This is a genomic window from Rathayibacter sp. AY1C7, from assembly GCF_002931865.1.
Lineage (GTDB): Bacteria > Actinomycetota > Actinomycetes > Actinomycetales > Microbacteriaceae > Rathayibacter.
Genome location: NZ_PSWB01000024.1, coordinates 1 through 18,548 on the forward strand (window position 1 = coordinate 1; position 18,548 = coordinate 18,548).

Consider the following 18,548-nt stretch of genomic DNA (forward strand, 5'->3'; position numbering starts at 1 on the left):
AGAAGCGCGCGCGGGCCCAGGCCGCCTCGGCCGGCGCCTCCCGCCCCGCCGCCCGACCCGCGACGGCACGCCCTGCGACCGACCGCCCTGCGACCGCCCCTCCGGAGGACCCATGATCCTGCTCCGCCTCGCCTCCGCCTACGCGAAGCCCTACGCGCGCTGGGTGGCCGCCGTCGTCGTGCTGCAGCTCGTCGCGACGCTCGCCGCGCTCTACCTGCCGAGCCTCAACGCCGAGATCATCGACCAGGGCATCGGCCGCGGCGACACCGACTTCATCTGGGGCACCGGCATGACCATGCTCGGCGTCTGCGTCGTGCAGGTCGCCGCGGCGATCGGAGCCGTCTACTTCGGCGCCCGCACCGCCATGTCCGTCGGCCGCGACCTGCGCCGCGACGTCTACCGCCGCGTCGACTCGCTCAGCGGGCTCGAGGTCGGCGGCTTCGGCACGGCCACCCTGATCACCCGCGGCACGAACGACGTGCAGCAGGTGCAGATGCTCGTGCTGATGACCCTCAACTTCATGGTCTCCGCGCCGATCATGTGCGTCGGCGGCATCGTCTTCGCCCTGCGCGAGGACGCCGGCCTCTCCTGGCTGGTCTGGGTGTCGGTGCCGCTGCTGTTCGTCGTGGTCGGCTTCCTGGTGTTCCTGCTGCTGCCGCTGTTCCGCCTCATGCAGGACCGGATCGACGGGATCAACAGCGTGCTGCGCGAGCAGATCACGGGCATCCGCGTGGTGCGCGCCTTCGTGCGCGAGCCGTTCGAGTCCGAGCGGTACCGCAAGGCCAACGCGGCGATCACCGAGGTGTCGATCAAGGTCGGCAACATCTTCGTGCTGATGTTCCCCGCGATCATGATGATCCTGCACCTGGCCACCGCGGCCGTGCTGTGGTTCGGCGGGCAGCGGGTCGACGCCGGTCAGATGCAGGTGGGCTCGCTCACCGCGTTCCTGCAGTACCTCCTCCAGATCCTCACCGCCGTGATGATGGGCGTCTTCATGGTGATGATGATCCCGCGCGCGGTCGTCTGCGCCGAGCGGATCCAGCAGGTGCTCGACGCCCGCACCAGCCTCACCACGCCCCAGGGCGGAGCCCCGACGCCCGCGCGCGGCCGCGTCGAGTTCTCCGGAGTCGTCTTCGGCTACCCGGGCGCCGAGCGCCCCGTGCTCTCGGGCATCGACATCGTCGCGGAGCCGGGCCGCACCACGGCCGTCGTCGGCTCCACCGGCGCCGGCAAGACGACCCTGCTCGGCCTCGTGCCGCGCCTGTTCGACCCGCAGGAGGGCACCGTCACGATCGACGGCGTGCCCGTCTCCTCCCTCGACCGGGCGCAGCTCGCCGAGGTGATCGGGCTCGTGCCCCAGCGCCCCTACCTCTTCTCGGGGACGATCGCCTCGAACCTGCGCTTCGGCCGCCCCGACGCGACGGACGCCGAGCTGTGGGAGGCGCTGCGCATCGCCCAGGGCGAGGACTTCGTGCGGAGCAAGGAGCACGGGCTCGACGAGCCGGTCTCGCAGGGCGGCACCAACGTCTCCGGCGGGCAGCGCCAGCGGCTCTGCATCGCGCGGGCCCTCGTCGCGAAGCCGCGGGTCTACCTGTTCGACGACTCGTTCTCGGCGCTCGACGTCGCGACCGATGCGCGGCTGCGGGAGTCGCTGGCCGACGCCACCACCGACGCGACCGTGATCATCGTGGCCCAGCGGGTGTCGACCATCCGCCACGCCGACCAGATCGTCGTGCTCGACGCGGGCCGCGTCGTCGGCCGCGGCACGCACGACGAGCTCCTCGAGACGAACGCGACCTACCGCGAGATCGTCGAATCCCAGCTGAGCGTCGAAGGAGTGTCCTGAGATGGCGCGCACACGCGACTCCACCGCCCCCGAGGAGACGACGTCCCCCGAGCCCGAGTTCGAGCCCGGCGAGGGCGACGGCGGCATGTTCGGGGACGGGCCGCCCGCCCGCAAGGCGCAGAACTTCTGGCCCTCGGCCAAGCGCCTCTTCTCGCTGCTCGGCCCCGAGCGCGCCCGGATGGTCCTCGTGGTCGCCCTGGTCTCGCTGTCGGTCGTCCTCACCGTCATCGCGCCCAAGATCCTCGGGCAGGCGATGGACACGATCTTCAACGGCGTGATCGGCTCCCAGCTCCCCGCCGGCGTCCCGCTCGAGCAGATCATCGAGCAGCAGCGCGCCTCGGGCAACGGCACCTTCGCCGACATGCTGGCCAAGACCGACATCGTGCCCGGCGCGGGCATCGACTTCGTGGTCCTCGGCCGCCTGATCATCATCGTGCTGCTGATGTACGTCGTCGCGTCGGTGCTCATGTGGGCGCAGGGCTACATCCTCAACGGCCTCGTGATGCGGGTGGTCTTCGGCCTCCGTCAGGACATCGAGGCGAAGCTCAACCGCCTCCCGCTGCGCTTCTTCGACACCCGGCAGCGCGGCGACGTGATGTCGCGCGTCACGAACGACGTCGACAACATCCAGACGGCGCTGCAGCAGGCCTTCTCGCAGCTGGTGCAGTCGGTGCTCACCATCATCGGCATCGCCGCGATGATGTTCATCGTCTCGTGGCAGCTCGCGCTGATCGCGCTGATCTCGATCCCGCTCTCGGGCGTGATCGCGGGCGTGATCGGCGCCCGCTCCCAGAAGCTCTTCGCCGCCCAGTGGAAGAACACGGGCGCGCTCAACGGCCACATCGAGGAGACCTTCTCCGGGCTCGAGATCGTCCGCGCCTTCGGCCGCGACCGCGAGATGCTCGAGGAGTTCGACCGCCGCAACGACAGCCTCTACACCGCCTCGTTCGGCGCCCAGTTCGTCTCGGGCATGATCATGCCCGCGATGACCTTCGTCTCCTACCTCTCCTACGTGCTCATCGCCGTGGTCGGCGGCCTGCGGGTCGCCTCAGGTCAGCTGACGCTCGGCGACGCGACCGCGTTCATCCAGTACTCGCGCGAGTTCACCCAGCCGGTGACCCAGCTGGCGAGCATGGCGAACATGCTGCAGTCCGGCGTCGCCTCGGCCGAGCGCACGTTCGAGCTTCTCGACGCCGAGGAGCAGGAGCCGGAGACGGCGACCGCGTCGCTCCCGCAGCGCACCGACGGCCACGTGGAGTTCGAGGGCGTCTCGTTCTCGTACGACCCGGAGCAGCCGCTGATCGAGGACCTGACCTTCTCGGCGCAGCCCGGGCAGACGGTCGCCATCGTCGGTCCGACCGGGGCGGGGAAGACCACGCTGGTCAACCTGGTCATGCGCTTCTACGAGCTCACCGGAGGGCGCATCCTGCTCGACGGCGTCGACATCACGAGCCTCGCGCGCGGCGATCTGCGCTCGCGCGTGGGCATGGTGCTGCAGGACGCGTGGCTCTTCCAGGGCACCATCCGCGAGAACATCCGCTACGGGCGCCTGGACGCGACCGACGAGGAGATCGTCGACGCGGCGAAGGCCACCATGGTCGACCGCTTCGTGCGCCAGCTGCCCGACGGCTACGACACGGTGCTGGACGCCGACGGCGGCAGCGTCTCGGCGGGCGAGCGGCAGCTGATCACGATCGCGCGCGCGTTCCTCGCGAACCCGTCGCTGCTGATCCTCGACGAGGCCACCTCCTCGGTCGACACCCGCACGGAGCTGCTCGTGCAGCACGCGATGAACGCGCTGCGCACCGACCGGACCTCGTTCGTCATCGCGCACCGGCTCTCCACGATCCGCGACGCCGACACCATCCTGGTGATGGAGTCGGGCCGGATCGTCGAGCAGGGCGCGCACGAGGCGCTCCTGAAGCAGCGCGGCGCCTACTACGAGCTCTACATGACACAGTTCCGCGGAGGAGGCGACGAGGCGGGAGAGCACGCCGCAGCGGGCGCGCTCCCGAGCGGGGGAGGGGTCGCCCCGTAGAGTAGGCGCGTGACCGACGCACGCCAGCAGCTCATCGAGTACATCGGCTCCGACGCCGTCTTCCACGGGGACTTCACCCTCACGAGCGGCAAGAAGGCGTCGTACTACGTCGACCTGCGCCGCGTGAGCCTGGACCACCGCGTCGCGCCGCTGATCGGGCAGGTCATGCTCGACCTCATCGCGCCCATCGAGCGCGTCGACGCCGTCGGCGGCCTCACCATGGGAGCCGACCCGATCGCCGCCGCGATCCTCCATCAGGGCGCCGCCCGCGGTCTCGCCTACGACGCGTTCGTCGTGCGCAAGGAGCCCAAGGACCACGGCCGCGGCCGGCAGGTCGAGGGCCCCGACCTCGAGGGCAAGCGCGTCGTCGTCGTCGAGGACACGTCCACCACCGGCGGCTCGCCGCTGAAGGCGATCGAGGCCCTGCTGAAGGTCGGCGCCGAGATCGCAGGAGTCGCCGTCGTCGTCGACCGCGCGACCGGGGCCCGCGAGATCATCGAGGACGCCGGTTACCCGTACTTCGCCGCGATCGGTCTGGCCGACCTCGGCCTGAGCTGATGGTCGACGAGGGGGGACGCGGCGGGGGCCCGGGAGGCGGCGAGCACCCGGAGCCGGAGCGCCGCGGGTCCGAGGGCCGCGAGCCGGAGGGCCACGAGCCGGAGCCTGCCGGATCGGAGACCTCCGAGCCGGAGCGTGCCGAGCCGGAGCGACCCGAGCCGGAGCGTCCCGTCGGCAGCAGCGAGTGGCTGCTGCAGCAGCTCAGCGGCGGCCGCCTGAAGAGCATCTTCGATTCGCCCCGCCCCGTCCCTCCCGTGGAGGAGTCGCGCGCGGAGCGGACGTCCGGTCCTGCTGAGTCCGCAGCCGACGAGGCCCACGCGTCAACGGAGGAGCGGAGCGTTGCGAGTGAGTCGGCCTCCTCTGCCGACGCGGCCGGACCGTCCTCGGGCGACTCCGACTCCGACGCTGCGCCGCGCCGTGCCCCTGCCGCTCCGGTCGGCCTGTGGCCGGGGGAGCCCGTGCTGAGTGCGACGCCCGCCGCCGAGGAGGCCGGCGGCGACCTCCCGAACCCCGCGGACGACTCCGCTCCGGTGGAGGAGCAGGACGCCGACGCCGACCGCGGAACGGTCGCGGAGCCGGAGCGCTCCTCCGGCCGCGACGGCGTCCCCGCCGAGGGACGGAGCTCTCCGGGCCCTGACACGGGAGCCCCTGACACGGGAGCCCGCGCCATGGGAGCGCCCGAGACGGGTGCCCGTGAGGCGAGTGCCAGCGAGACGGGTGCCCGAGAGACGGGTGCCGGTGGGACGACTGCCCGCGACACGAGTGCCTCCGACGCGGACGTGTCCGACGAGGACGCCTTCGACGCGTTCTTCGCCCCCCTCCGCGACGACAACGCCGACGGCTCCGGCTCCGACGCCTCCGCCGATGCCGGCCGCACCGAGGTGCACCGCCGCGGGGCGGACTCCGTGCGCCCGGTCCTGCCGCACACCGACCCTCCCGCCGACCTGCCGACCGCCCCCGCCGGACTCCGCAGCGCCCACCGGCCGGACGATGAGCCCGATGCCGGATCCTCGGCCGACGTCGACCCGGCGGACCGCTCCGGCGCCCTTTACCCCGCTGACGGACGCCCGGTCGGCGCGACCCCGCCGACTCCGCGCGAGCCGACTCCGCCCGCCGTCTACGAGTGGCCCGACCCGCGCGGGGACTGGGACCAGCCGCCCGTGTGGGAGCAGGTCGTCGCTCCGCAGGACGAGCCCGACGAGGACGGCGGCGACGAGGAGCTGTGGCGCGAGACCGCCGGCGCCTACTCGTGGAACCTCGAGCCGGCCGCCGAGCCCGCCGACCGCGCCGAGCCCGCGCCCTTCCGCACCGCTCCCGCGGCCGCCCACGTCAACGCCGCTCCGCCGCGGAAGCGCCGCTCCGCCCGGTCCCGACCCGAGAGCCGCGAGCGCGACTCGGCGCCCGCCCCAGCGCCCGCGTGGCGCACGCTCAGCCGACGCCGGCTCCTGATCGGCCTGATCGCGGCGGGTGCGGTGATCCTCCTCGCCGGGCTCTTCGCGATCGGCATCGCCGTCGGGAGCGCCGGCGGCCGAGCAGAGCCGCAGGCCGTCCCGGTCGTCAGCGAGACGCCCACGGCGGAGCCGAACCCCTCGCCCACGCCGACCGCGACCCTCCCGACCGTCGGACCGCTGCCCGTCGGCACCTGGGCCTGGAGCGCGCTCCTCGGCGGCGAGTGCGTCGAGCCCTTCGACTCCGTCTGGGCGGAGGAGTTCACCGTCGTGGACTGCGCGGGGGCCCACTCCGCCCAGCTCGTCTCCACCGCGGAGCTGACCGACGCGGCGTTCCCCGGCCAGGACGCCCTGGCCGTCACCGTCTCCTCGCTCTGCCAGGCGCAGGGCGTCGTGGACGTCGCCGCGGCCGAGACCTACGGCGACGTGCAGGTCGCCGGTGCGTTCCCCGTCACCCAGGAGCAGTGGGACGCGGGCGAGCGCAGCTACTACTGCTTCGTCGACCGGGCGGGCGGCGGCGAACTGACCGGCTCCCTCGCCGGCACTCCCGCGGCCTGACGCGCGCCGTCCCTCAGGCTTCGGGGGACGCCGCCGGGCACCGGCCCGGTGCACCCGGCCGAGCCGCGGAGCGCCCAGTAGGATCGCTCGTCGTGCAGGAGAACGAGGCGACCCCCGCGACCGGACCCACCGCCTCCGTGGAGCTCACCACGAACGGCGTCGGCCCCTGGCAGGGCGAGCGGCCCGAGGACGACCGCCTCGACCCGGAGCTGCTGGAGCGTGGCGACGCGCGCAACGTGGTCGACCGCTTCCGCTACTGGCGGATGGACGCGATCGTCGCGGAGCTCGACCGCACGCGGCACCCGTTCCACGTCGCGATCGAGAACTGGCAGCACGACATGAACATCGGCTCGATCGTCCGCAGCGCGAACGCGTTCGGCGCGGAGGGCGTCCACATCGTCGGCCGGCGGCGGTGGAACAAGCGCGGCGCGATGGTCACCGACCGCTACCAGCACGTCCAGCACCACGAGACGGTGGCCGACCTCGTGCAGTGGGCCGCGGAGGCGGACGTGCCCCTCCTCGCCGTCGACAACGTCCCCGGCTGCGTGCCGCTCGAGACCTACCGGCTCCCCGAGCGCTGCCTCCTGCTGTTCGGGCAGGAGGGACCCGGCCTCTCGGAGGAGGCGATCGCCGCCTCGGAGGCCGTGCTCGAGATCACGCAGTTCGGCTCGACCCGGTCGATCAACGCCTCGGCGGCGGCAGCCGTCGCGATGCACGCCTGGGTGCTGCAGCACGTCCGCTTCTGACCCCCGCGAGCCGCGGTGCCGTGTCAGGAAGCGGCGCCCGACCCGCTGCCGGGCCGCCGGGACTCAGACCGCCGAATCCGGCGGGAACTCCGTCTCCAGCGGCTCCGACGACAGGAGCTCGTGCACCCCGCTCAGCACCTCGTCCGGGCGGAACGGATAGCGCTCGATCTCGGCCTCGTCGCTGATCCCCGTCAGCACCAGCACGGTGTGCAGGCCCGCCTCGATGCCCGCGACGATGTCGGTGTCCATCCGGTCGCCGATCATCCCGGTGTTCTCGCTGTGCGCGCCGATCTTGTTCATCGCCGAGCGGAACATCATCGGGTTCGGCTTGCCGACGACGTACGGATCCTTGCCCGTCGCCTTCGTGATGAGCGCCGCGATCGCCCCCGTCGCCGGGAGCACGCCCTCGGCGCTCGGCCCCGTCGCATCGGGATTGGTGACGATGAAGCGCGCACCCGCGACGATCAGGCGGATCGCCTTCGTGATCGCCTCGAAGCTGTAATTGCGGGTCTCGCCCACGACCACGTAGTCCGGCGCCGTCTCCGTCATGATGAAGCCCGCCTCGTGCAGCGCGGTGGTGATCCCCGCCTCGCCGATCACGAACGCGCTCCCGCCCGGCTTCTGCGACGCGCAGAAGTCCGCCGTCGCCAGAGCGCTCGTCCAGATCCGCTCCTCCGGCACGTGCAGCCCCGACCCGCGCAGCCGCGCCGCCAGATCCCGCGGCGTGAAGATCGAGTTGTTCGTCAGCACCAGGAACGGCGTGCCCGAATCGGTCCACTCCTGGATCAGCTCGGGCGCGCCGGGGAGCGCCTTGTTCTCGTGCACCAGCACGCCGTCCATGTCCGTGAGCCAGGCCTCGACTTCACTGCGGTTCGTCGCCATGGGTCGATGCTATCGGCGGCACCCCCGCGCACGACGGCGACGACCGGCGAACCGCCCGGCTCCCTCCGCTGACGCCCCTGTGGAGGGACGACCGTCGTGCGCCGGACGGCCGGACCCCGGACCCGCACAGCCGCGAGCGGGATAGCCTGGGAGGCATGAGTGGCGAGAACCTGCTGGGCCCCGAACCGACCCTCCTCCCCGACGAGCCCGCGGTCACCGCGGCCCTCGCGAAGCACGCGAACCCGGGAGCCGTCGAATTCGCCGCCCTCGCCGCCGCCCACCCGCGCTCCCCGCTGGCCTGGGCACTCCTCGCCGACAGCGTCTGGGGCATCGACGCGGCCCTCCCCTCCTACGCCTACGCCCGCGTCGGCTACCACCGCGGCCTCGACCTCCTCCGCGGAGCCGGCTGGCGCGGCCAGGGCCCCATCCCCTGGCGCCACGGACCCAACCGCGGATTCCTGCTCTCCCTCTACGCCCTCCGCCGCGCCGCCGACTCCATCGGCGAGACCGAGGAGGTCACCCGCCTCACCCAGTTCCTCCAGCAGGCCGACCCGATCGCCATCGAGGAGATCGAGCGGTACCACGAGGACGCGTTACCCCCTACCGCCGCCATCATCATCCTCGGCAACGACTAGGCGCCGCCCGGGTGCGGTTCTGGCGGCGTTGTCGTCGGGCGCCGTAGCGCCGCTACGGCTTCCTCCTCCGCCTTGCCAGAACCGCACCCGGACGCCGCCTAGCCCTGTGCTGGTGGGGTGGGCGCCGTGCCTGCGGCACGAGCCTGCTCGCGCGGGAGTGCGGGGGCCGTGCCTGCGGCACGAGCCTGGTCGGGGGGAGTACGGGGGCCGCGCCTGCGGCGCGAGCCGGGTCGGGGTGGAGGAGTCGGGCCGTGGTTGCGGCACGAGCGTGGTGCGGGTGCTGGAGGGTCGGGCCGTGCCTTCGGCACGAGCCGCCTCGGGCGCTGGGGTGTCGGACGTGCGTTCGGCGCGAGGCCGGCCTCGGGTGGCGGGTGATCTAGGCGGCGCGAGAGGGCTGCGGCAGGATGGGGGGATGGACGGCGGGGCGGTGGAGCGGCTTCTCGAGGGGCTTCCGGGAGCGGAGGCGGGGTTCCCGTTCGGGGAGGGGATCCGGGTGTGGAAGGTCGCGGGGAAGGTGTTCGCGCTCGAGTCGGAGCGGTTCGGGCGGCCGGTCGTGAGCGTGAAGGCGCTGCCCGAGAACGTGGTGCACCTGGTCGCGGGGGTCGACGGGATCGAGCCCGGCTACCACCTGAACAAGAAGCACTGGGTCACCGTCGACGCCGGCGGGACCGTGGAGCCCGAGCTGGTGCTCGAGCTCATCGAGGAGTCGCACGCGATCGTGGTCGCGAACCTGCCGAAACGGCTCCGCCTCGCCCTCGACGGCACGGCGTCCGGATCGCTGAACGAGGACGTCTGACAGCGGCCGGGACGCGCAGGGCCCGAACTGGCCGAGCCTGGACGCGCTGCGCCCGAGGCCCCGACGGAGCACCGGACGCCTGACGGTGCCCGCCTGCGCAGCGCCTGGACGCGCGGGTGCACAGGACCCGCGAGGGGGCTCCGACGCCTGACGGCGGCTGGACGCAGGACGCCCGGCGACGCACCACGTCCGGGGCGTGCGATGGCCCCGGATGCACGCAATCCCCCGCCGCAGCAGGGGATCCCGGAACGTCGCGCGCGGAGCGGCTACAGGCCGTAGGAGCGGAGGTACGCGGCGGTGTCGTGCCAGCCCTCGACGGCGAAGCACTCGACGCCCATCGCCTTGACGGGGTAGTCGTTGCCGTCGGGGTCGAGGCGGTCGCCGACGAAGATCATGTCGTCGAGAGGGATGCCGGTGAGCTCGGTGAGCTTGTTCATCCCGTACGCCTTGTCGATGCCCTTGCGGGTGATGTCGACCGACGTCGAGCCGCCGGAGCGGACCTCGAGGTCGGGGAGCACGGCCTGCACCGCCTCGCGGAGGGTGTTCTTCTTCTCGCCGTCCGGGTCCCAGGCCTGCTTGACCTCGACGGGCGCGGACTGGCCGAGGGCCGAGAAGGTGATCTGCGAGTCGCGGTCCTCGAGGATCGGGCCCCAGGTCTCGGACTCCCAGTAGCCGAGCTCCTTCGCCTTCTCCTCGACGGCGGCGAGCGCGCGCGACTTCTCGTCCTCGGTGAGGTTCTCGGCGTAGATCTGCGCCCAGTCGCCGTTCTCGTACCGGTAGTACTGCGTGCCGCAGGTGGGCATGAGGTGCAGCTTCGCGAGCACCTCGGGGTCGGCGCCCTCGAGGCGGTCGAGCACCTGCATCCGGAACTGGCCGATCTGGCCGCCCGAGATGATGCACACCTCGGTGGCCTGGAGCAGCTTCACGAAGAGGTCGGCCATCGCCGGGTCGACGGGGGACTTCGAGGCGGCGAGGGTGTCGTCGAGGTCGAAGGCCATCAGGCGGGGCAGGGTGCTCATGGAACTCGTTTCACGGTCTGCGGACGGGGCGGTAACGAGGATACGGGGCGCCGCCGGAACGCGCGCGCGGTCGGCGCGAGCGGGCTCCGAGCGCAGACTGGGGGCATGACCGCCGCCACAGCGCCCGACGGAGGACGCCGCTCCGTTCCGCGCACTCTCGCCCGGATCCTCCTGGGCCTGGTGCTCGTCACGGCCGGCACGGCGCACCTGACGGTCGCGCGTCAGGCCTTCCAGGCGCAGGTCCCGCCGTGGCTGCCGGCCGACCCGGACCTGGTGGTCGTCGCGTCGGGCGTCGTCGAGATCGCGCTCGGGCTCGCGCTCGTCGTGCTCGTGCGGTGGCGCGTGCTCGTGGGAGTCGTGGTGGCCGCGTTCTTCGTCGCGGTCTTCCCGGGGAACATCTCGCAGCTGGTGACGCGGACGCCGGCGTTCGGCCTCGAGACGGACGCGGCGCGCGCGGTGCGGCTCGTCTTCCAGCCCCTGCTGGTGGTCTGGGCGCTCTGGTCGACCGGGGCGTTCTCGGCCTGGCGGGCCCGCCGGTCGCGACGCCGCGGGGACTGAGCCGCCGGTCCGCGGCCCGATCGTCCCGCGATCCTCCGGAACGACGAACGGCGGCCGGCGGGAGACCCCGCCGACCGCCGCCCGTGCCCTGCTCGGCTATGCCGCGAGGCGGCGTCGCGCGACGACCAGCGCGAGACCCGACAGCAGCAGCACGAGGGCTCCGCCGATCAGGCCGGCCGCGTCGGCGCCGGTGTTCGCGAGCGAGCCCGGGCCGGAGCCTCCCGCGACGGGGGCCGCCGTGGTGGTGGGGTGCGGCGACGGAGCGGTGGTGGGCTGCTCCGTCGGGGTGCCGGGCTCGGTCGGCGCCGGGGTGACCGGGACCTCGGCGGCGGGCTCCGTCGTCAGCGACCAGTTGGGGTCGTAGAAGTCGGCCTGGTCGATCACGCCGCGGGCGGTCGACCAGTCGATGAGGAGCTGGCGGATCTCGAGACGCTCGTCGTAGACGAGCGGTGCCTGCGCGACGGCCGGGTAGGCGCCTCCGCCGCTCTGGCGGTAGTTGTTGACCGCCATCACGAAGCGCTCGTCGTCGGCGACCGGGGTGCCGTCGGCGTGGGCGAGACCGCGGATCCGCGAGCCGGCGGGCTGGGAGACGTCGATCACGTAGTCCAGGCCCGAGATCGCGTCGTAGTTGTAGTCCGGGATGCCGTCGGGGCGGTCCTCGGTCGTCGCGTTGGTGCCGGTCTCGGGGTCGAACACGGCGCCCTCGGCGGTCTGCACGAAGTAGCGGGCCGAGAACTCGAGGTAGTCGCGCACCTCGGCTCCGGTCAGCTCCACTCCGCGGAGGGTGTTCTCGTAGATGTACAGGCCCGCGATGTCGCGGATGCTGACCTGCCCCTTCGGGAAGACGGCGGTGCGCGAGAACGGCGACGCCTGGGAGATCACCGGCAGGTCCGCCCACTCGGTGCCCTCGAGCGCCGTCTCGACGGTCTCGGCCTGGACGGTGTTGATGAAGTCGATGATCGGGGTGTCCTCGTAGCGCGAGGTCGCGGCCGAGAGCTCCTCGACCGAGTCGGCGACGGGGGTGTTCACGTACTCGATCGTGGCGGCGTGCTGCTCGGTGAGGGCGTCGACCAGTGCGGGCGACTCCTCGGCGATGTCCTTCGCGTAGACGGGCTGCGTGACGGGTGCGTTCCCGGCCGACCAGTCGACCTCGAGGCCGCCCGCGGCGTCCGGCACCAGGTTCAGGGTGACCTCGGTGAGGCCCTGCGCCCAGAACTCGGGCTGCGTGACCAGCACCTGCTCGCCGGCGACGTTGGTGAACAGCGTCTGCGGCAGGTCCTTGTGGCTGTGGCCGGCGACGACCACGTCGATGCCGGGGACCTGCGTCGCGATGTTGTTGACGACGTCCTCGTTGAGGTCGGCGGCGTCGTACTCGGCGTCGGGCACCGTGCCCTGGCCGGTGTGCGCGAGGACGACGACCACGTCCGCCTGCTCCTGCACGATCGGGACCCACTGCTTCGCGGCGGCGACCATGTCCTGGAACTCGAGGACGCCGTCGACGTACTGCTTGTCCCAGACGCGGACGCCGGGGGTGACGAGGCCGAGGACGCCGACGGTGACCGTCTTCCCGTCGATCTCGCGCTCGATCAGCGTGTAGGGGTCGTGGTACGGCTTGCCGGTGGCGACGTCGACGACGTTCGCGCCCAGCAGCGGGGCGTTCAGGTCGCCCTCGTACGCGCTGAGCATGTCGAGCCCGTAGTTGTACTCGTGGTTGCCGACGACCTGCGCGTCGTAGCCGATGGTGTTGAACGCGGTGGCCATCGGGTGCGTCGTCTCGCCGGAGAGGACGCCTGCGGCGCCGTCGCCGAGGCCGTAGTAGTAGGTGAGCGGCGTGCCCTGGATCGCGTCGCCGTTGTCCATGACGAGCACGGACTCCTCGCCCTTCTCGGCGCGGAGGCGGTCGACCTCGGTCGCGACGCGGGTGAGGCCGAGCGCACCGTCGGCCGGGTACGGCGCGTTCGCGAAGTAGTCCCAGTCGTAGACGTGCCCGTGCGTGTCGGTCGTCGACACCAGGGTGAGCTCGACGCCGTCGTCGAGAGGGGCGGCCGAGGCGATCGGAGCGGCGGTGGCGGCTCCGAGTGCGACGACGGCGAGGAGGCTTGCGGCGCGGAGTCTGCGCATCGTGGTCCTGTTCGCGTGATGAGTGGAGTGTGAACGTCCTCGAATCTATGCGCCGCGTGTGAACTGCGCATGACGGGATCGAGAGCATTGCTCGGCGATGCGTCCGCGGTGCCGGCCCGGAGCCGGGGGAGTCCGCGGTGCCGCCCCCGCGCGCTGGAGCCGTCCTCCGGCCCCTCCGCTAGAATCGATCGGCTGGTCGCGCGGAGGCGGCACGACTGCCGCGCCGCACCCGCCCACCCCCGCCCCTCCCGTCGAGAAGGACACGCCATGCCAGCAATCGTCATCACCGGCGCCCAGTGGGGCGACGAGGGCAAGGGACGCGCCACCGACCTCCTCGGCAGCCGCGTCGACTACGTCGTGAAGTTCAACGGCGGCAACAACGCCGGGCACACCGTCGTCGTTGGCGACGAGAAGTACGCCCTGCACCTGCTCCCCTCCGGCATCCTCACCCCGGGCGTCGTCCCGGTCATCGCGAACGGCGTCGTCGTCGACATCGAGGTGCTGTTCCACGAGCTCGAGGCGCTGAGCGCCCGCGGCGTCGACGTGTCGAAGCTGCTCGTCAGCGCCAACGCGCACGTCATCACCAGCTACCACCGCACCCTCGACAAGGTGACGGAGCGCTTCCTCGGCAAGCGCCAGATCGGCACCACCGGCCGCGGCATCGGCCCGGCGTACGCCGACAAGATCAACCGCGTCGGCATCCGCATCCAGGACCTCTTCGATGAGAACATCCTCCGCCAGAAGGTCGAGGGCGCCCTCGACCAGAAGAACCACCTGCTGGTGAAGGTCTACAACCGCCGCGCGATCCTGGTCGAGCAGGTGCTGGAGGACCTGCTGCAGTACACCGAGCGCCTGCGCCCGATGGTCGCCGACACGTCGCTGGTCCTCTCGCAGGCGCTCGACGCGGGCAAAACGGTGCTGTTCGAGGCCGGTCAGGCCACGATGCTCGACGTCGACCACGGCACGTACCCGTTCGTCACCTCCTCCAACGCGACCTCGGGTGGAGCGGCCACCGGGTCCGGAGTCGCGCCGAACCGCATCGACCGCGTCATCGCGGTCATCAAGGCGTACACGACCCGTGTCGGCGCCGGCCCGTTCCCGACCGAGCTCTTCGACGAGTGGGGCGAGTACCTCCGCCGGCAGGGCTTCGAGTTCGGCACCACGACCGGCCGCCCGCGCCGTTGCGGCTGGTACGACGCCCCGATCGCCCGCTACTCGGCGCGGATCAACGGGGTCACCGACTTCGTCCTCACCAAGCTCGACGTGCTCTCGGGCCTCGAGACCATCCCCGTCTGCGTCGCCTACGACGTCGACGGCGTGCGCCACGACGAGGTCCCGGTCTCGCAGAGCGACTTCCACCACGCGAAGCCGATCTACGAGGAGTTCCCCGGCTGGCAGGAGGACATCTCCGGCTGCCGCGAGTTCTCGGACCTGCCGCAGACCGCGCAGGACTACGTGCGCGCGCTCGAGGCGATGAGCGGCGCCCGGTTCTCGGCGATCGGCGTCGGCCCGGAGCGCGAGCAGGTCGTCGTGCTGCACGACCTGCTCGACTAGAAGCGGCGAGGAGCCGGGTCGGGCAGCCCTCTCGGAGGCGGCCGACGTGTTCATAACCGAGGAAGAACGTCGGGGACCTCGCGGAGTGACGCGGATCCCGGGCCCTCTCGACGAATTCTTCCTCCGGTGTGGACACGACCGCCGCCGAGCGCGCCGGATAATCGGCGCATGCAGATCTACGCCGACCTCCCGGCCGTCCGCGCGCGGCAGATCCTGGCCGACGCCCTCGCTCTCGGCGTGGCCGTCGTGGCGATCGCCGCGGGGATCGCGGTCGGCTCGCTGATCGCCGGCCTGGCCGAGATCGGCCGGCGGCTCGAGAGCGCCGGCAGCGGCTTCGGCTCGACCATGAGCGACGCCGGGACCACCCTCGGCGGCATCCCCCTGCTCGGCGACGCCGTGCGCGCGCCGTTCGACGAGGCGAGCGGGGCCGGCTCCGTGCTCGCCGCCGCCGGACGCGACCAGCAGCAGCTCGCGAGCGCCCTGGCCGTGGTCGCCGGGCTCGCCGTCGGGGGCCTCCCCCTCCTGCTCCTGGCCGTGCTCTGGCTCCGGCCCCGGCTCCGCTTCGCCCGCCGGACCGCCGAGCTGCGCGCCCTCGGCTCGACCGGCGGCGGAACCGAGCTGCTGGCCCTGCGCGCGCTCACCCAGGCGTCCCCCCGCGACATCCTCGCCGCGCACCCGGAGGCCGCCGCGGGCTGGCGGACCGGTGACCCCGCCGTCACCGCCGCGCTGGCGGCCCTCGCCCTCCGCCGGGCGGGGCTCCGGCCCCGCTGACCCCGCAGGACCACCGCAGGACCACCGCGGGACCACCGCGGGTCCGCCGGAGGGATGACGCCGCGAGCCACTGCGGACGACGCCGGCGACACGGGTGCCTCCGTAGCGTCGAGGACATGCAGAACCAGACCTCCTCCGTCGTGGCGCGCGTCGAGGGCGTGCGCAAGCTCTACGGCAGCACGCCGCCCGTCGTCGCCCTCGACGACGTCACGCTCTCGATCGAGCGGGGCGAGTTCACCGCCGTGATGGGCCCCAGCGGATCCGGCAAGTCGACGCTCATGCACGTCCTCGCCGGCCTCGACACCGCCTCCTCCGGCCGCGTGTTCCTCGGGGACGCCGAGATCACCTCGATGAGCGACGCCGAGCTGACCGTGCTGCGCCGCCGCAGCGTCGGCTTCGTCTTCCAGGCCTTCAACCTCGTCCCCACGCTCGACGTGCGCGGAAACATCCGCCTCCCGTTCGAGCTCGACGGCCGCTCCGTGACCGGCGACGAGGAGCAGTGGATCGCCCGGCTGATCGAGTCCCTCGGGCTCCGCGAGCGCCTCACGCACCGGCCCCACGAGCTCTCGGGCGGGCAGCAGCAGCGCGTGGCGATCGCCCGCGCCCTCGCCACCCGGCCGCAGCTGATCTTCGCCGACGAGCCCACCGGCAACCTGGACTCGCGCACCGGCCGCGAGGTCCTCAGCCTGCTCCGGGCCTCCACCCGCGAGTACGGCCAGTCGATCGCCATGGTGACCCACGACCCGATCGCGGCGGCCTACGCCGACCGCATCGTCTTCCTCCGCGACGGGGCCGTCGTCGACGACCGCCGCGGGATGAGCGCCGAGGAGATCTCGCGCGCGATGCTCACGATGGAGGGCGCGGCGTGAGCGGCGTGCGCACGGGCTCGAGCCAGGGCGGGGGCGCCATCGTCACCGTCGCCGCACTCGCCGCGGCGTTCGGCGCCGTGCTGGTGCAGGTCATCGCCGACATGGTCGCGGCCTTCGCGGCAGCGGGGATCGACGGCATCGGCCAGGTCGCCCTCATGCTCGGGATGGTCGGCGCCGTCTTCTTCGGCATCGCGGTGTTCGTCGGCGGGATCGTCACGGCCAACGCGGTCTCGACCGTCATCGCCGGGCGCACCCGCGAGATCGCCCTGCTGCGCCTGCTCGGCGCCTCCGGCCGGTCGCTGCGCAGCGGGATCGTCCGCACGGGCCTCCTGCAGGGGCTCCTCGGAGCGGCGATCGGCCTGGTCGCCGGCGTCGCTCTCGTGGCGCTCGCCGCGGAGCTCGCCATCCGGAGCGGCACCCTGCCCCGCTTCGACTACCCGCTCGTCTCGCCCGGCCTCGTGCTGCCGCTGATCGCCGTGGTCGCCTCGACGGTCATCGCCTCGTGGTCCGGATCGCGCCGCGTGCTCGCGGTCGCGCCGTCGCAGGCCGCCGGATCGTCCGCCGAGCCCCGCTACGAGGAGCTGCGCGGCCGCATCGCCCGCAACGTCACGGCGATCGTCTTCGTCGTGGTCGGCGCGCTGCTGCTCGCCGGCGGCGTGGTGTTCGGGCTGGCCAACCCCGGCGGCGTCCTGCTCGGGCTCGTCGGAGGCATGGCGTCCTTCACCGGCGTGATCCTCGGGGCGCCCGTCCTGCTCCCTCCGCTCACGGCCCTCGTGGGCCGCGCCTTCGGCCGGGGCCCCGTCGCCCGCCTGGCGTCCGCCAACGCCGTCCGCAATCCGGCGCGCAGCGCCCGCGCCGTCATCGGACTGGTCATCGGAGTGTCGCTGGTCACGATGTTCGCGGTCGCCGCCGCCACCTTCGGCACGATCATGGAGCGCTCGGGTGAGACGAATCCCGAGGTGATCGCGGCGTTCGAGCAGTTCATCCAGGTGAGCACCGCGGTGATGAGCGTCCTGCTCGGCTTCTCGGTCGTCCTGGCCGCCGTCGGGATGGTCAACACGCTGTCGCTCAGCGTGCTGCAGCGCCGGCGCGAGCTGGGCCTGCTCCGCGCGCTCGGCTTCACCGGCTCGCAGGTGCGGTCGATGGTGGTGCTCGAGGCGGCGCAGATGATCATCGCTGCCGCGGTGCTCGGCATCGTGCTCGGGATCGTCTACGGCTGGTGCGGCGCGATCTCGGTGTTCGGCTCGCTGCCGGGCATCGGACTGATCCCGCCGACCGTCCCGGTGCCGATCCTGGTGGCGGTGCTCGTGGTCGGTGTCGTGATCACGGTCGTCTCGGCCGTGCTGCCCGCCCGCCGCGCCACGAAGGTGTCGCCGGTCGCCGCTCTCGCCGTGGCCTGAGGACCGGCACCACGTAGAACCCGCGGCCCGAGGATCGGCGCCCTCACCACGGAGGACCCGGTGCCCCGAGGGCCGGCGCCGCGCAGAACCCGCAGCCGGAGGGCCGGCGCCCTCACACCACCGAGAACCCCGCGGCGAGGGGCTCCCGCCCGCTCAGCGCGAGCAGGAGCTCCTCGCCGCGTCCGGCTCGAGCGGCCAGCCCGCCGGTCAGCGCGCAGCACGCCTCGACGGCCTCGCCGGGCAGCACGTGCGGGATCCCGGTGGCCCGCGAGAGGTCGAGCGTGTGCACGACCAGCTCGAGCAGCCGGGTCCGGAGGTACTCGTCCAGCTCGATCGCGTGGCCGCCCACGGCGACGAGGCGGCCGGGACGCTGGGCGGCGACCAGCTCGACCGCGCGGCCCGCCGCCTCCGCCAGCGCCTGAGCCGGCCTGTCGCCGAGCAGCAGCCCCGCCTCGACCCCGCGCCGCGCCACCGCCGCGGGGTCGGCGACGTTCCCGGCCAGCGCGGCGTAGTAGTCGAGCGCGTCCTCGATGGTCGGCTCGGGCGGCTCCGGAGCGAGGAGGTACGCCTCGACCGTCAGCACCGCCCGCGACGCGTGGCCCGCGAGGCCGCGGACGTCCCAGACGCCGAGCCCCGGCTGCTCCCACTGGTCGTCCCGCACCTGCGCGAGCAGGCCGACGAGGGCGGCGGCGGCGGACTCGAACAGCGCGGCGGTGCTCATGGAGCCATGCTGGCACGGTGCCCCACAC

16 protein-coding genes are annotated in these 18,548 nt (G+C 72.8%); 12 read left to right on the top strand and 4 right to left on the bottom strand.

The features are described 5' to 3' along the window. The first annotated feature begins 112 nt into the window (after nucleotides 1–112). From C5C69_RS12780 to C5C69_RS12800, 5 genes are all read left to right on the top strand, one after another. Nucleotides 113–1,846, top strand: a complete 1,734-nt coding sequence (locus C5C69_RS12780) for an ABC transporter ATP-binding protein (protein ID WP_104258036.1) — start codon at nucleotides 113–115, stop codon at nucleotides 1,844–1,846. A gap of 1 nt (nucleotide 1,847) precedes the next feature. Continuing rightward, the gene (locus tag C5C69_RS12785) at nucleotides 1,848–3,884 is read left to right on the top strand and encodes an ABC transporter ATP-binding protein (protein ID WP_104258037.1); all 2,037 of its coding nucleotides are present in this window, start codon (nucleotides 1,848–1,850) and stop codon (nucleotides 3,882–3,884) included. Nucleotides 3,885–3,893: 9 nt separating this feature from the next. Next, nucleotides 3,894–4,442, top strand: coding sequence for an orotate phosphoribosyltransferase (gene pyrE / locus C5C69_RS12790; protein ID WP_104222804.1), 549 nt, complete (start codon nucleotides 3,894–3,896; stop codon nucleotides 4,440–4,442). A 458-nt stretch (nucleotides 4,443–4,900) separates the two neighbouring features. After that, complete coding sequence (locus tag C5C69_RS12795; RefSeq protein ID WP_146083629.1) at nucleotides 4,901–6,448, top strand: septum formation family protein; 1,548 nt, start codon at nucleotides 4,901–4,903, stop codon at nucleotides 6,446–6,448. A 92-nt stretch (nucleotides 6,449–6,540) separates the two neighbouring features. Further along, complete coding sequence (locus C5C69_RS12800; RefSeq protein ID WP_104225722.1) at nucleotides 6,541–7,194, top strand: TrmH family RNA methyltransferase; 654 nt, start codon at nucleotides 6,541–6,543, stop codon at nucleotides 7,192–7,194. Nucleotides 7,195–7,257: 63 nt separating this feature from the next. On the opposite strand, the gene C5C69_RS12805 is transcribed toward C5C69_RS12800, so the two are convergent. Next, nucleotides 7,258–8,076, bottom strand: a complete 819-nt coding sequence (locus tag C5C69_RS12805) for an HAD-IIA family hydrolase (protein ID WP_104258039.1) — start codon at nucleotides 8,074–8,076, stop codon at nucleotides 7,258–7,260. 155 nt (nucleotides 8,077–8,231) lie between these two features. On the opposite strand from C5C69_RS12805, the gene C5C69_RS12810 reads away from it, so the two are divergent. Both C5C69_RS12810 and C5C69_RS12815 read left to right on the top strand, forming a co-directional pair. After that, nucleotides 8,232–8,711, top strand: a complete 480-nt coding sequence (locus tag C5C69_RS12810; RefSeq protein WP_104234388.1) for a DUF3151 domain-containing protein — start codon at nucleotides 8,232–8,234, stop codon at nucleotides 8,709–8,711. A gap of 412 nt (nucleotides 8,712–9,123) precedes the next feature. After that, the gene (locus tag C5C69_RS12815) at nucleotides 9,124–9,507 is read left to right on the top strand and encodes an MmcQ/YjbR family DNA-binding protein (protein WP_104258040.1); all 384 of its coding nucleotides are present in this window, start codon (nucleotides 9,124–9,126) and stop codon (nucleotides 9,505–9,507) included. A 266-nt stretch (nucleotides 9,508–9,773) separates the two neighbouring features. Here the strand turns inward: C5C69_RS12815 and C5C69_RS12820 are convergent, their stop codons facing one another. After that, nucleotides 9,774–10,526, bottom strand: coding sequence for an HAD-IIB family hydrolase (locus tag C5C69_RS12820; protein ID WP_104222786.1), 753 nt, complete (start codon nucleotides 10,524–10,526; stop codon nucleotides 9,774–9,776). Nucleotides 10,527–10,631: 105 nt separating this feature from the next. On the opposite strand from C5C69_RS12820, the gene C5C69_RS12825 reads away from it, so the two are divergent. Then, complete coding sequence (locus tag C5C69_RS12825; protein WP_104258041.1) at nucleotides 10,632–11,084, top strand: DoxX family membrane protein; 453 nt, start codon at nucleotides 10,632–10,634, stop codon at nucleotides 11,082–11,084. Nucleotides 11,085–11,180: 96 nt separating this feature from the next. Here the strand turns inward: C5C69_RS12825 and C5C69_RS12830 are convergent, their stop codons facing one another. Continuing rightward, on the bottom strand, nucleotides 11,181–13,205 hold the full coding sequence (locus C5C69_RS12830) for a bifunctional UDP-sugar hydrolase/5'-nucleotidase (protein WP_104258042.1): 2,025 nt from the start codon (nucleotides 13,203–13,205) through the stop codon (nucleotides 11,181–11,183). A 267-nt stretch (nucleotides 13,206–13,472) separates the two neighbouring features. Here C5C69_RS12830 and C5C69_RS12835 point away from each other — a divergent pair, with 267 nt between their 5' ends. From C5C69_RS12835 to C5C69_RS12850, 4 genes are all read left to right on the top strand, one after another. Next, on the top strand, nucleotides 13,473–14,759 hold the full coding sequence (locus C5C69_RS12835) for an adenylosuccinate synthase (protein WP_104250676.1): 1,287 nt from the start codon (nucleotides 13,473–13,475) through the stop codon (nucleotides 14,757–14,759). Nucleotides 14,760–14,927: 168 nt separating this feature from the next. Continuing rightward, nucleotides 14,928–15,530, top strand: a complete 603-nt coding sequence (locus C5C69_RS12840) for a hypothetical protein (RefSeq protein ID WP_104225708.1) — start codon at nucleotides 14,928–14,930, stop codon at nucleotides 15,528–15,530. Between the two features lie 116 nt (nucleotides 15,531–15,646). Continuing rightward, nucleotides 15,647–16,399, top strand: a complete 753-nt coding sequence (locus C5C69_RS12845; RefSeq protein ID WP_104222781.1) for an ABC transporter ATP-binding protein — start codon at nucleotides 15,647–15,649, stop codon at nucleotides 16,397–16,399. Then, the gene (locus C5C69_RS12850) at nucleotides 16,396–17,799 is read left to right on the top strand and encodes an FtsX-like permease family protein (RefSeq protein WP_104258043.1); all 1,404 of its coding nucleotides are present in this window, start codon (nucleotides 16,396–16,398) and stop codon (nucleotides 17,797–17,799) included. The genes C5C69_RS12845 and C5C69_RS12850 overlap by 4 nt, the downstream gene beginning before the upstream one ends. Before the next feature lie 112 nt (nucleotides 17,800–17,911). On the opposite strand, the gene C5C69_RS12855 is transcribed toward C5C69_RS12850, so the two are convergent. Next, a complete protein-coding gene (locus tag C5C69_RS12855; protein ID WP_104234280.1) occupies nucleotides 17,912–18,520 on the bottom strand; it encodes a maleylpyruvate isomerase N-terminal domain-containing protein in 609 nt (202 codons plus the stop codon). Nucleotides 18,521–18,548 lie beyond the last annotated feature (28 nt).

Excerpts from the sequence above, each read along its gene's own strand:
- C5C69_RS12780 (WP_104258036.1), top strand. The coding sequence starts at position 113 with ATGATCCTGCTCCGCCTCGCCTCCGCCTACGCGAAGCCCTACGCGCGC.
- C5C69_RS12785 (WP_104258037.1), top strand. The coding sequence starts at position 1,848 with ATGGCGCGCACACGCGACTCCACCGCCCCCGAGGAGACGACGTCCCCC.
- C5C69_RS12805 (WP_104258039.1), bottom strand. The coding sequence starts at position 8,076 with ATGGCGACGAACCGCAGTGAAGTCGAGGCCTGGCTCACGGACATGGAC.
- C5C69_RS12810 (WP_104234388.1), top strand. The coding sequence starts at position 8,232 with ATGAGTGGCGAGAACCTGCTGGGCCCCGAACCGACCCTCCTCCCCGAC.
- C5C69_RS12815 (WP_104258040.1), top strand. The coding sequence starts at position 9,124 with ATGGACGGCGGGGCGGTGGAGCGGCTTCTCGAGGGGCTTCCGGGAGCG.
- C5C69_RS12820 (WP_104222786.1), bottom strand. The coding sequence starts at position 10,526 with ATGAGCACCCTGCCCCGCCTGATGGCCTTCGACCTCGACGACACCCTC.
- C5C69_RS12825 (WP_104258041.1), top strand. The coding sequence starts at position 10,632 with ATGACCGCCGCCACAGCGCCCGACGGAGGACGCCGCTCCGTTCCGCGC.
- C5C69_RS12830 (WP_104258042.1), bottom strand. The coding sequence starts at position 13,205 with ATGCGCAGACTCCGCGCCGCAAGCCTCCTCGCCGTCGTCGCACTCGGA.
- C5C69_RS12835 (WP_104250676.1), top strand. The coding sequence starts at position 13,473 with ATGCCAGCAATCGTCATCACCGGCGCCCAGTGGGGCGACGAGGGCAAG.
- C5C69_RS12840 (WP_104225708.1), top strand. The coding sequence starts at position 14,928 with ATGCAGATCTACGCCGACCTCCCGGCCGTCCGCGCGCGGCAGATCCTG.
- C5C69_RS12845 (WP_104222781.1), top strand. The coding sequence starts at position 15,647 with ATGCAGAACCAGACCTCCTCCGTCGTGGCGCGCGTCGAGGGCGTGCGC.
- C5C69_RS12855 (WP_104234280.1), bottom strand. The coding sequence starts at position 18,520 with ATGAGCACCGCCGCGCTGTTCGAGTCCGCCGCCGCCGCCCTCGTCGGC.